The following is a 12,033-nucleotide window of genomic DNA, read 5'->3' as shown; positions in this document are numbered from 1 at the left end:
CGCGCCTTTTTTGCCTACTTTTTTGGCAAGACAAAAAAGTAGGTCGCCTCCCCGCAGGGGAGGTGAAACTGCAGTTGAAGTTGACGTTAAGCAGTTGCACATACAGTTGCACTCACAGCACCCCCAAGTTACCGCAAAATCACACCCCTCCGTACTAACCCTAATCCCCCCATCCCCCTTCATCCCACTGACAGGCTTTCGACAGCGTTTGATATCAAACTGAAAGCCATTTGACAGCGTAATGACAGCCCCCCCGGCGCAAACTTGCCGCCGTTAGCAGCACCCCCAAAGACCAAGCCCAGCCAAGGCTATTTCCCAGAAAAAGGGGAAGCCGCCCCCATCTGGCGCCCGATCAAAATCAAGCCACCGGAACCAACCGGCGGCAACTGCGAGAGACACCAGCAACATGTCAAGCTCCCCCTCCCAGCAACACGGGTTCCGCACCGTGTTCCGCGTTGTCAGCGGCAACTTCCTGGAAATGTACGACTTCATGGTGTACGGCTTCTACGCCGCCGCCATCGCCAAGACGTTCTTCCCCAGCGGCAACGAGTTCGCCTCGCTGATGCTCTCGCTCGCGACCTTCGGCGCGGGCTTCCTGATGCGTCCGCTTGGCGCCATCATCCTGGGCGCGTACATCGATCACCACGGCCGCCGCAAGGGCCTGATCATGACGCTGGTCCTGATGGCGCTCGGCACCCTTCTGATCGCCTGCGTGCCGGGCTATGCGTCGATCGGCGTGGCCGCACCGTTGCTGGTGCTGGCGGGCCGGCTGCTGCAGGGCTTCTCCGCCGGCGTTGAGCTGGGCGGCGTGTCGGTGTACCTGGCGGAAATCGCCAAGCCCGGCAAGAAAGGCTTCTACGTGGCCTGGCAATCAGCCAGCCAGCAAGTGGCGGTGATCTTTGCCGGCCTGCTTGGCGTGGTGCTGCACTCGATGCTGTCGCCGGAGGAAATGGGCGAATGGGGCTGGCGCATTCCGTTCCTGATCGGCTGCCTGATCGTGCCGTTCCTCTTCCTGATCCGCCGCTCGCTGGAAGAAACCGAAGAGTTCAAGACCCGCAAGCATCGCCCCAGCATCAGCGAGATCTATCGCTCGATGATGGAGAACTGGCGCATCATCGTGGCCGGTTGCATGATGGTTGTGATGACAACGGTGTCGTTCTACATGATCACCGCATACACGCCGACCTTCGGCAAGACCGTGCTCAAGCTCGATGACGTCGACAACCTGATCGTCACCATGTGCGTGGGGCTGTCCAACTTCATCTGGCTGCCGCTGATGGGCGCCTTGTCGGACCGCGTGGGCCGCAAGCCGCTGCTGGTGATCTTCACCATCCTCACATTGCTCACGGCCTATCCGGCGGTGTCCTGGCTGGTGGCGGAGCCGTCGTTCAGCCGCCTGCTGATGGTCGAGTTGTGGCTGTCCTTCCTGTACGGCAGCTACAACGGCGCGATGGTGGTGACCCTGACCGAAGTGATGCCGCCCGCGGTGCGCACGGCGGGCTTCTCGCTGGCGTATAGCCTGGCCACGGCCCTGTTCGGCGGCTTCACGCCGGCCATCTCGACCTACCTGATCCACAGCACCGGCAACAAGGCCGCGCCCGGCCTGTGGCTGATGTTTGCCGCTGCATGCGGGCTGATTGCCACGCTGGTGATTTTCCGCGGCGGACGGCAGCATGCCTACGTCGAGCCCGCGGCCAAGGCTGCCTGAGGTTCACGAGGGCGGCCCTGCTGGGGTAGACTCGCAGCTCCGGCAGGGCGGCTGCGAACACCGCGGCTGACATCGCGCGGCAATATGACGGCGCCAACATCACTAATCGGCGCCCGCGCGCGGCCGGCAACGCGGCTCCCCGCGCTTGGCTATCGGGCTCTTTGAGAATATCAATTAGCCCCGCCCTCCGGGGATGACGCATAATCCATGTTCGTTGCGCGGCAGCCTGGCCTTATCCGTTGCGGATGGCCCGGCTTGCGGCGCGAGCGTCTCTCTTCAACCGTATCCAGGAGCAGTCTATGAAGACCGTTGGTGACAAGATCGAAGCCTTCCACGTCGTCGGTGTCAAGCCGGGTTTCAACAACCACGAAGAGAACGGCCAGTCGGCCTTTGAAGACATCACCGAAAAGTCGTTCGAAGGCAAGTGGAAGATCATTTACTTCTACCCGAAGGACTTCACCTTCGTGTGCCCGACCGAAATCGTTGCTTTCGCCAAGCTCAACGGCGACTTCGCCGACCGCGACGCGATCGTGCTGGGCGGCTCGACCGACAACGAATTCGTGAAGCTGGCATGGCGCCGTGAGCACAAGGACCTGAACAAGCTGGACCAATGGCAATTCGCCGACGTGACCGGCTCGCTGATCGACCAGCTGGGCGTGCGTGACCAGGCTGCCGGCGTCGCACTGCGCGCTACCTTCGTCGTCGATCCGGACAATGTCATCCAGCACGTGTCGGTGAACAACCTGAACGTCGGCCGTAACCCGGACGAAGTGCTGCGTATCCTCGACGGCCTGCAAACCGACGAGCTGTGCCCGTGCAACCGCGCTGTTGGCGGTGCCACGCTGTAAGCTGTCGACCAGCTGACATGCTGCACAAACTGCCGGTGAGAGATTGCCGGCGATTTGTGACGATCTGCGCGCCGGGCTTTGGCCCGCGCCTCAAAACCCGCCATGGCGGGTTTTTTGAGACCTCACCGATAGGAGATTTGTATGGAATTCCTCAGCACGATTAAAGGCCTTATTCCTGACTACGCCAAGGATATCCGCCTGAACCTCGACGGCACCATCGCCCGCTCCTCGCTCGAGGGCAACGATGCGGTGGCCGTGGCGCTGGCCGCGGCGTTTGCTGCCAAGAGCCGCGTGATCGTCGACGCGATCCGCAACGCGGGTGTGCTCTCGCCCGAGGAAACCAATGCCGTGCTCACCGCCTCCGCGCTGATGGGCATGAACAATGTCTGGTATCCGTTCGTGGAAATGGCCGACGACCAGGATCTCGCGACGCAACCGGCCGGCCTGCGCATGAATGCATATGCCACGCACGGCGGCGTGGACAAGCGCCGCTTCGAGATGTACGCGCTGGCCGCGTCCATCGTCGGCAAATGCCATTTCTGCATCAAGTCGCACTATGCGCTGCTCAAGAACGAGCAAGGCATGACCGCGCAGCAACTGCGCGACGTGGGCCGCATTGCCGCCGTGGTCGTGGCAGCTGCCAACGTCATCGCGGCGGAATAAGACCGTATCGAGGCCTTGCGGGTGGCACGCGCCGGCCCGGCACGGCCCGGCATGGTGCTTCCGGTACTTCCCCGAAAGCCCCGCGGCGCAAGGCCGGCGGGGCTTGCCCAGCATGCCGCGCGCGTCAGCGCAAGCCTGTTGCCCACGCGCCAAGTCGGTAATTCACTGACTGCATTTGTGCACCGAAGGGCCTACAATCCAGCAAGGTCACAGCCTTTGCCCCCTCTGCCATGAGCACCCTTCCTTCGCATACCTCCCCCCGCTTTCACTACCGCCTCGCCACCGTGCAGGACTGGGGCGACATTGCCGCCGTGACCCAGCAAGCCTATGGCCAATATGAGCTGGAGATCATGGAGGACTGCCGCGAGTCCTTCCAGCAAGGCATGAAAGCCGTGCTGGCCGCGTCGACTTCGGAAATGGAATGGTGGGTGGCGGAAACCGATCACGGCATCAGCGGCGCGGTGTTGTTCTGCCACCCCGGCGCCACGTTGCAGGCGCTGGACGGCAGCACCATCACGCTCGCCTTGCCGGAAGCCCGGCTGCTCGCGGTCAGCCCGCAGGCACGCGGACTGGGCCTTGGCCGCACGCTGATGCAGGTCTGCATCCAGCGCGCGCGCGATATTGGCGCCGGCGCGCTGCTGGTGCGCACCATGCCGGAAATGAAATCCGCCAACCAGCTGTGCCAGCAGATGGGTTTTGTCAAACGCACCGAAGCCGGTGCGCGCTCGGGCCCGATGGCCCGGCTGATCGACTACCTCTACGCGCTCCCGCCCGAAAACGCTAGCGCAACCGGAACGGCCGCAAGAAGCTGAGCGCCCACAGCGCCCAGCCCTGCAACAACTCCGCACCAGCCCCGCATCAATCCTGCGGGGAGACGATCGTGCCGCGCCAGATCAGCACCACAGCTTGCGCAACGATACCTTCCTGACGCCCCTCGAAGCCCAGCTTCTCATTGGTCTTGGCCTTGACGTTGCAGCTGGCGGCGGCCAAGCCCAGGTCCTCCGCCAGGTTCGCCACCATGGCGCCGATATGCGGCGCCAGCTTCGGCGCCTGCGCGATCACCGTCGCATCCACGTTACCGATTTCATAGCCTGCCTCGCGCACGCGCCGCGCGGCCTCGCGCAGCAGCACACGGCTGTCCGCTCCAGCAAAGCGCGGATCGGTGTCGGGAAAGTGGCGGCCAATGTCGCCCAGGCCGGCCGCGCCGAACAGCGCATCGGTGATGGCGTGGAGCAGCGCGTCCGCATCGGAATGGCCCAGCAGGCCGCGGTCATGGGGAATGTCCACGCCGCCCAGGATGAGCTTGCGGCCCGGCACCAGCGCGTGCACGTCATAGCCTTGGCCGACGCGGATATCGAATGGGGTCATGGGAGCAATTCTCCTTCAGGATCGGAACGGGGGATGGATAGGAATGGATAGGGATCGGTGGGGATGGCTGGTAATGCACGAGGATGACGGTCAGGGCTTGCCAGCACCCTCGCCCAGCAGCAACTCGGCCAGCGCGAAATCCTCGGGGTAGGTCACTTTGAAATTGCGCAGCGAGCCATTGACCAGGCGCGGATGCAGACCCAGCCGCTCGATCGCGCTGGCCTCGTCGGTCACCACGGCGCCCGCGGCCAGCGCTTCCTGCAGCGCCTGTCGCAAAACACCCAGGCGGAACATCTGCGGGGTCTGCGCCTGCCACAAGCCCTCGCGCGAGACCGTCGCGCCGATGCGCACCACCGCCGCCGACTGCCCGCCGGGGGGCGCATCGGCGCGCTTGAGCGTATCGGGCACCGGCACCGCCAGGATGCCGCCGATGGCTGCGTCGGGGCCGTCTTCGTCTGCGCCGTCGCCCTCCACCGCGCGTACCAGCGCGTGGATCATGGCGGGCGTCAGGCCCGGGCGGGCCGCATCATGCACCAGCACCCAGTCGCGGTCCGTGGCGCCGAGTTGCGCCAGGTGATGCAGGCCAGCCAGCACCGAGGCATGGCGCGTATCGCCACCCACGAAGGCAGTGTCAAAACGCAGGCCGGCAAACGCCGCCACGCCGAAGCGGGACTCCAGCGGCATATCGTCGGGCGCCAGCACCAGCGCGGTGGCGCTGATGGCATCGCAGGCGGCAAAAGCGGCGAGCGCGTACCAGATCATCGGCCGGCCGGCCACGGTCTGGTATTGCTTGGGCAGGCTGCCGCCCGCGCGGCTGCCGGTACCGGCACAGGGGATGAGGGCAAATCGGCGAGCAGACACGGATAGCGTGAGGGACAAGGTGAGCGCCATGCCAGGAGCATGGCGCAAGGCTTCGGGGCCCCTGCCATGGCAGGGGAGCGGGAAGCGCGGCATTGAAAACGCGGATTCGGAGCGCATTCTATAATACGGCCTTCGCTCGCGGACATGCGGGCGTCGATCAGCGCGAGCGCCCGCCGGGCGCCGCATGCTTCGCCCACTCCCCGCCCGCGATGCCGGCGGGGTGTCGCTGTTGCATCGCCGCGCTCTTTTAGCCCCGCAACGCCTGAAAGCCGTCAACAAGCCAGCCCGTACCCGATGCCTGAAGCCAATCGCCCCGCCCCCTTCGCCAACCTCCCCTTGGTCAAGGCCGGCCAGCGCTATACCGTGTCCGGCCTGCCCGGCTCCGCCGACGCCCTGGCGCTGGCCGCCTACGCCAGCCAGCACCGCGAGCGTGTGCCGATGCTGGCAGTGGTGTGCGCCAACGCGGTCGACGCGCAGCGGCTGGCCGAGGAAATCCCCTGGTTCGCGCCGGGCCTGCGGGTGCGCCTGCTGCCCGACTGGGAAACCTTGCCCTACGACAGCTTCTCGCCGCACCAGGATCTGGTTTCGGAGCGGCTCGCCACGCTGCACGACATCCAGGGCGGCCAGTGCGACATCATGCTGGTGCCGGCGCAGACCGCGCTCTACCGGCTGGCGCCGCCCGCCTTCCTGGCGGCCTACACCTTCTTCTTCAAGCAGGGCGAGAAGCTGGACGAAGCCGCGCTCAAGGCGCAGTTCACGCTGGCCGGCTATGAGCATGTCAGCGCCGTGATGCGGCCCGGCGAGTACAGCGTGCGCGGCGGCCTGATCGACCTGTTCCCGATGGGCTCGCCGCTGCCGTACCGGATCGACCTGTTCGGCGACGAGATCGAAACCATCCGCGCCTTCGATCCCGACACGCAGCGCAGCCTGTACCCCGTGAAGGAAGTGCGCTTGCTGCCGGGCCGCGAGTTCCCGCTCGACGACGCCGCGCGCACCGCGTTTCGCGGCCGCTGGCGCGAACTGTTCGAAGGCGACCCGAGCAAGTCGACGATCTACAAGGACATTGGCAATGGCGTGCCGTCGGCCGGCATCGAGTACTACCTGCCATTGTTCTTTGAAAGCTCGGCCACCGTCTTCGAATACCTGCCCGCCAACAGCCAGCTCGCCTTTGCCGGCGATGTGCCGGACGCCATCCACCGCTTCTGGGCCGACACCACGCAGCGCTACAACTTCATGCGCCATGACCGCGAGCGGCCGCTGCTGCCCCCCGCCGCGCTGTTCCTTTCGGAAGAGCAGTTCTTCGCAGGTGCAAAGCCGCTGGCGCGGCTCGTGCTGCAAGGCACCGCTACCGGCGACACCGTGCCGCTGGCTGAGTCCCTGCCCGATGTCTCGGTCAACCGGCGCGCGGAAGACCCGCTAGTCAACCTGGAAGCGTTGCTGCTGAAAAAAGACCGGCGCGTGCTGATGTGCGCGGATTCCGCCGGACGGCGCGAAACGTTGCTGCAGCTGTTCGGCGAAAGCGGGCTGCGCCCGCAGCCGATCGATGATTACGCCGCCTTCCTGGCGGGAGATTCGCATTTCTCCATCGTGGTGGCGCCGCTGCAAAGCGGCTTTGCCGTGCCCGGCGCGCAAGGCATCGAGCCGCTGGCCTTTGTCACCGAGGCCGAGCTGTATGCCGGCACCGCGCGCCGCACGGGCCGGCGCAAGCAGGAACAGGCCAGCGCCGTCGACTCGATGGTGCGCGACCTGGCCGAGCTCAAGATCGGCGATCCGGTCGTGCACAGCGAGCACGGCATTGGCCGCTACCAGGGCCTGGTCTCGCTGGACCTGGGCCAGGGCGAGGAGGAATTCCTGCACCTGGACTACGAGAAAGGCAGCAAGCTGTACGTGCCGGTGCACCAGTTGCATGTAATCTCGCGCTACTCCGGCGCCGATCCGGACACCGCGCCGCTGCACTCGCTGGGCTCCGGCCAATGGGACCGCGCGAAACGCAAAGCCGCGCAGCAGATCCGCGATACGGCCGCCGAGCTGCTCAACCTGTACGCGCGCCGCGCCTTGCGCCAGGGCCATGCCTTCGAGCTCACGCCCAGGGACTACGAGAAGTTTGCCGAGAGCTTCGGCTTCGAGGAAACGCCGGACCAGGCCGCAGCCATCGCCGCGGTGATCGCCGACATGACCTCGGGCAAGCCAATGGACCGGCTGGTGTGCGGCGACGTGGGCTTCGGCAAGACCGAAGTCGCATTGCGCGCCGCCTTCGTCGCGGTCATGGGCGGCAAGCAGGTGGCCATCCTGGCGCCCACCACGCTGCTGGCCGAGCAGCATTTCCAGAATCTGTCCGACCGCTTCGCCGAATGGCCGGTGCGCATCGTGGAGTTGTCGCGCTTCAAGACCAAGAAGGAGATCGACGGCGCCATCAAGCAGATCAACGACGGCACCGCCGACATCGTGATCGGCACCCACAAGATGCTGTCGGACGACGTCAAGTTCCAGCGCCTGGGGCTGGTCGTCATCGATGAGGAACACCGCTTTGGCGTGCGCCAGAAGGAAATGCTCAAGACCCTGCGCGCCGAGGTCGACGTGCTCACGCTGACCGCCACGCCGATTCCCCGCACGCTGGGCATGGCGCTCGAAGGCCTGCGCGACTTCTCCGTGATTGCCACCGCGCCGCAAAAGCGCCTGGCCATCAAGACCTTCGTGCGCCGCGAGGAAGACGGCGTGGTGCGCGAGGCCATCCTGCGCGAGCTCAAGCGCGGCGGCCAGGTCTACTTCCTGCACAACGAGGTCGACACCATCGAGAACAAGCGCGCCAAGCTCGCCGAGCTGGTGCCGGAAGCGCGCATCGCGGTGGCGCACGGCCAGATGCACGAGCGCGAGCTGGAGCGCGTAATGCGTGACTTCGTGGCACGCCGCGACAACATCCTGCTGTGCACCACCATCATCGAGACCGGCATCGACGTGCCGACCGCCAACACCATCCTGATCCACCGCTCCGACAAATTCGGCCTGGCGCAGCTGCACCAGTTGCGCGGCCGCGTCGGGCGCTCGCACCACCAGGCCTATGCCTACATGCTGGTGCACGATGTCGAAGGCCTGAGCAAGCTGGCGCAGCGCCGGCTCGAAGCCATCCAGCAAATGGAAGAACTGGGCTCGGGCTTCTACCTGGCCATGCACGACCTGGAAATCCGCGGCGCGGGCGAAGTGCTGGGCGACAAGCAATCGGGCGAGATCCACGAGATCGGCTTCCAGCTCTACACCGACATGCTCAACGCCGCCGTCAAGTCGCTCAAGGCCGGCAAGGAACCGGACCTGATGGCGCCGCTGGCCGTGACCACCGAAATCAACCTGGGCACCCCGGCCCTGCTGCCCAGCGACTATTGCACCGATGTGCACGAGCGCCTCTCGCTGTACAAGCGCCTGGCCAATTGCGAGACGGCCGAGCGCGTGGACGATATCCAGGAAGAGCTGATCGACCGCTTCGGCCGCCTGCCGCCGCAGGCGCAAGCGCTGATCGAGACGCACCGCCTGCGCATCGCGGCGGTGCCGCTGGGCGTGCGCAAGATCGACGCCAGCGACGCGGCCATCAGCATGCAGTTCCTGCCCAACCCGCCGATCGACGCCATGAAGATCATCGAGCTGGTGCAGAAGAACCGCCATATCAAGCTGGCAGGACAGGACAAGCTGCGCATCGAGGCCAAGATGCCGGATGTGGCAGTGCGCGCGCAGACCATCAAGCACACCCTGCGCCAACTGGCCTGAATGGCCTGAATGGTCTGAATGGTCTGAATGGCCTGATCATTGCTCCACAGTACCCCGTTTGCGGCGCGCCGCCGCCGCGGCGGGCCACGATGGTGCACCGTGCATGGACCGACGAGCCAGCACGGTGTAGCATCATTTACTTAACACGTTACCCAAAGCCAACCGCCATGCAAGCCGATACCCTCAGCAAGCCTGCCGATGCCGCAACCCGCGGCAGCGCGCTCGACTGGACCCAGCGCCTGGTCAGCTACGACACCACCAGCCGCCACTCCAACCTCGGCCTGATCGAAGCCGTGCGCGATCATTTCCTGGCCAAGGGCCTGCGTCCCCACCTGAGCTACAACCCGCAGGGCGACAAGGCCAACCTGTTCGTCACCGTGCCCGCCGCCAACGGCAGCACCGATGGCGGCATCGTGCTGTCGGGCCATACCGACGTGGTGCCGGTGGACGGCCAGAACTGGACCACCGACCCGTTCAAGCCGGTGATCCGCGATGGCCGCCTGTACGGGCGCGGCACCTGCGACATGAAGGGCTTCATCGGCACCAGCCTGGCGCTGCTGCCCACGCTGCTTGAGGCCAGGCTGCGTGAGCCGGTGCACTATGCGCTGTCCTTCGACGAAGAGATCGGCTGCATGGGTGCCCCCTACCTGCTGGCGGAACTGCGCGAACGCGGCGTGACCCCGGGCGGCTGCATCGTCGGCGAGCCCACCAGCATGCGCGTGATCGTCGCGCACAAGGGCATCAACGCCTACCGCTGCTGCGTCAAGGGCCAGGCCGCGCATTCGTCGCTCACGCCCAAGGGCGTCAACGCCATCGAGTACGCCGCCCGCCTGATCTGCCATATCCGCGACATCGCCGACGAGTTCAAGGCCAACGGCCCTTACGACCGCGACTTCGATGTGCCCTTCACCACGGCCCAGACCGGCACCATCCACGGCGGCATCGCGCTCAACACCATTCCGGCGCTGTGCGAGTTCGTGTTCGAATTCCGCAACCTGCCGGGCGTCGATCCGGAAGCCATCTTTGCCCGCATCCAGGGCTACGCCAACGACGTGCTGCTGCCGAAAATGCGCGCCGAGCATGCCGACGCGGGCCTGACCATCAACAAGATCGCCGCCGCGCCCTCGCTCGACGTGGCCGAGCAGGCCGCCATCACGCAACTGGTGCGCGCGCTGACCGCCGACCGCGACGTCAACAAGGTCGCCTACGGCACCGAGGCCGGCCTGTTCCAGCGCGCCGGCATCCCGGCCGTGGTGTGCGGCCCCGGCGATATCGAGCAGGCCCACAAGCCCGACGAGTTCGTCGCACTGGACCAGCTCGCCGCCTGCGAAGCCTTCCTGCACAAGGTGGTCGACAGCCTGCGCGTGAACTAAGCCGTTTTCCTCGTTTTCCTCGTTTTCCGTTGTAGCCGGCCCGCTAAACCTGCGGGCCGGTGGTTGCGTCATGTCCAAAAAATAACCCGGAGACACCATGACAGCAGTATCGGCAAGCGGTAGCAGCAACAGCGGCGCGGCAGCATCGGCAGCGCCCGCCTCGCGCCATCCCTGGCGCGCGGTGATCTCAGCCTCGATCGGCAATGCGCTGGAGTGGTTCGACCTGGTCGTCTACGGCTTTTTTGCCGTCACCATCTCCGCGCTGTTCTTTCCCAACCACGATGAAAACACCTCGCTGCTGCTGACGCTCGGCACCTTCGGCGTGTCGTTCTTCATGCGGCCGCTGGGCGCGGTCGTGATCGGCGTCTATGCCGACCGCAAAGGCCGGCGCGCCGCGCTGACGCTCTCCATCCTGCTGATGATGGTGGGCACGCTGATCATCGCGCTACTACCCACCTATGCCGCGATCGGCGTCATGGCGCCCATCGGCATCGTGGCAGCGCGCATGATCCAGGGCTTCTCCGCTGGCGGCGAATTCGGCAGCGCCACCGCCTTCCTGGCCGAGCACGCGCCCAACCGGCGCGGTTTCTACTCCAGCTTCCAGGTCGCCAGCCAAGGCCTGACCACCCTGCTTGCCGCGGGCTTTGGCGCGGTGCTCACCACCACGCTCACGCCCGACCAGATGCAATCCTGGGGCTGGCGCGTGCCCTTCCTCTTTGGCCTGCTGATCGGCCCGGTGGCGTACTACATCCGCCGCCACGTCGACGAAACCCCTGAATTCCTCCAGGCCGAGACCACCGAAACACCGCTGCGCGACACGCTCAGCCACCAGAAGGAGCGCCTGCTGCTGGCCATGGGCGTGGTCATCGTCGCCACGGTGTCGACCTACCTGGTGCTGTACATGCCCACCTACGCGGTCAAGCAGCTCGGCCTGCCGCCCTCGGCGGCGTTTGCCGCCACGCTGGCCACGGGCGTGGTGCAGATGCTGTTCGCCCCGCTGGTCGGGCACTGGTCGGATCGCTATGGCCGCATCCCACCCATGCGCCTCGCCGCGCTGCTGTTGCTGGTGTCGATCTGGCCGCTGTTCTGGCTGCTCAGCCACTATCCCGGCTTCAGCGTGATGCTGGCGGTGCAGGTGGTGCTGGGGCTGATGATGACGCTGTACTTCGGCGCGCTGCCCGCGCTGGCGTCGGAGATCTTCCCGGTCAAGACACGCACCACGGGCCTCTCGCTCTCGTACAACATCGCGGTGACGCTGTTCGGCGGGTTCGCGCCCTTCATCCTGACCTGGCTGATCGGTGCCACCGGCAGCAAGCTGGCGCCGAGCTTCTACCTGATGGCCTGCGCGTCGATCAGTCTGGTGGCGCTGGCCCAGACGCGCGCGCGCCTTGGCATCCGCTAGCCGCGCATGCGTTGGTTTTTTCATCCCGTTCCATCACGAAAAAATAAAAAAGGA

The 12,033-nt window shown here is 65.7% G+C and carries 9 protein-coding genes; 7 read left to right on the top strand and 2 right to left on the bottom strand.

Annotated features, from left to right (window positions below; translation table 11 throughout):
- Positions 1-406: 406 nt before the first annotated feature.
- The 4 genes from AC1Q7Q_RS03250 (at position 407) to AC1Q7Q_RS03235 (ending at position 4,031) form a co-directional block, all read left to right on the top strand.
- Positions 407-1,708 carry an MFS transporter gene (locus AC1Q7Q_RS03250; protein ID WP_174424477.1) on the top strand — a complete coding sequence of 434 codons (1,302 nt, stop codon included), beginning with the start codon at positions 407-409 and terminating at the stop codon, positions 1,706-1,708.
- Positions 1,709-2,007: 299 nt separating this feature from the next.
- Positions 2,008-2,556, top strand: coding sequence for a peroxiredoxin (locus AC1Q7Q_RS03245; protein ID WP_043345420.1), 549 nt, complete (start codon positions 2,008-2,010; stop codon positions 2,554-2,556).
- Positions 2,557-2,697: 141 nt separating this feature from the next.
- Positions 2,698-3,219, top strand: a complete 522-nt coding sequence (locus AC1Q7Q_RS03240; RefSeq protein ID WP_006155913.1) for a carboxymuconolactone decarboxylase family protein — start codon at positions 2,698-2,700, stop codon at positions 3,217-3,219.
- Positions 3,220-3,449: 230 nt separating this feature from the next.
- Positions 3,450-4,031 carry a GNAT family N-acetyltransferase gene (locus tag AC1Q7Q_RS03235; protein WP_492372840.1) on the top strand — a complete coding sequence of 194 codons (582 nt, stop codon included), beginning with the start codon at positions 3,450-3,452 and terminating at the stop codon, positions 4,029-4,031.
- A 46-nt stretch (positions 4,032-4,077) separates the two neighbouring features.
- Here the strand turns inward: AC1Q7Q_RS03235 and ispF are convergent, their stop codons facing one another.
- Entirely contained in the window at positions 4,078-4,587 is a 510-nt protein-coding gene (gene ispF, locus AC1Q7Q_RS03230) for a 2-C-methyl-D-erythritol 2,4-cyclodiphosphate synthase (RefSeq protein WP_150987634.1), read from the bottom strand.
- A 90-nt stretch (positions 4,588-4,677) separates the two neighbouring features.
- A complete protein-coding gene (gene ispD / locus AC1Q7Q_RS03225) occupies positions 4,678-5,478 on the bottom strand; it encodes a 2-C-methyl-D-erythritol 4-phosphate cytidylyltransferase (RefSeq protein WP_492372839.1) in 801 nt (266 codons plus the stop codon).
- A gap of 264 nt (positions 5,479-5,742) precedes the next feature.
- Here ispD and mfd point away from each other — a divergent pair, with 264 nt between their 5' ends.
- The 3 genes from mfd (at position 5,743) to AC1Q7Q_RS03210 (ending at position 11,979) form a co-directional block, all read left to right on the top strand.
- Positions 5,743-9,204, top strand: a complete 3,462-nt coding sequence (gene mfd, locus AC1Q7Q_RS03220; protein WP_492372838.1) for a transcription-repair coupling factor — start codon at positions 5,743-5,745, stop codon at positions 9,202-9,204.
- 167 nt (positions 9,205-9,371) lie between these two features.
- Positions 9,372-10,577 (top strand): acetylornithine deacetylase, encoded by a 1,206-nt coding sequence (gene argE / locus AC1Q7Q_RS03215; RefSeq protein WP_477134981.1) that lies wholly within the window; start codon positions 9,372-9,374, stop codon positions 10,575-10,577.
- 97 nt (positions 10,578-10,674) lie between these two features.
- A complete protein-coding gene (locus AC1Q7Q_RS03210; RefSeq protein ID WP_492372837.1) occupies positions 10,675-11,979 on the top strand; it encodes an MFS transporter in 1,305 nt (434 codons plus the stop codon).
- Positions 11,980-12,033 lie beyond the last annotated feature (54 nt).

This window comes from Cupriavidus sp. GW823-FHT07A04 (assembly GCF_058794615.1).
The sequence above is the reverse complement of the archived record's forward strand: the minus strand, read 5'-3'. Positions and strand labels throughout refer to the sequence as shown.

Coding starts and splice junctions, on each gene's coding strand:
- AC1Q7Q_RS03240 (WP_006155913.1), top strand. CDS start 2,698: ATGGAATTCCTCAGCACGATTAAAGGCCTTATTCCTGACTACGCCAAG.
- ispD (WP_492372839.1), bottom strand. CDS start 5,478: ATGGCGCTCACCTTGTCCCTCACGCTATCCGTGTCTGCTCGCCGATTT.
- mfd (WP_492372838.1), top strand. CDS start 5,743: ATGCCTGAAGCCAATCGCCCCGCCCCCTTCGCCAACCTCCCCTTGGTC.
- argE (WP_477134981.1), top strand. CDS start 9,372: ATGCAAGCCGATACCCTCAGCAAGCCTGCCGATGCCGCAACCCGCGGC.
- AC1Q7Q_RS03245 (WP_043345420.1), top strand. CDS start 2,008: ATGAAGACCGTTGGTGACAAGATCGAAGCCTTCCACGTCGTCGGTGTC.
- ispF (WP_150987634.1), bottom strand. CDS start 4,587: ATGACCCCATTCGATATCCGCGTCGGCCAAGGCTATGACGTGCACGCG.
- AC1Q7Q_RS03235 (WP_492372840.1), top strand. CDS start 3,450: ATGAGCACCCTTCCTTCGCATACCTCCCCCCGCTTTCACTACCGCCTC.
- AC1Q7Q_RS03250 (WP_174424477.1), top strand. CDS start 407: ATGTCAAGCTCCCCCTCCCAGCAACACGGGTTCCGCACCGTGTTCCGC.
- AC1Q7Q_RS03210 (WP_492372837.1), top strand. CDS start 10,675: ATGACAGCAGTATCGGCAAGCGGTAGCAGCAACAGCGGCGCGGCAGCA.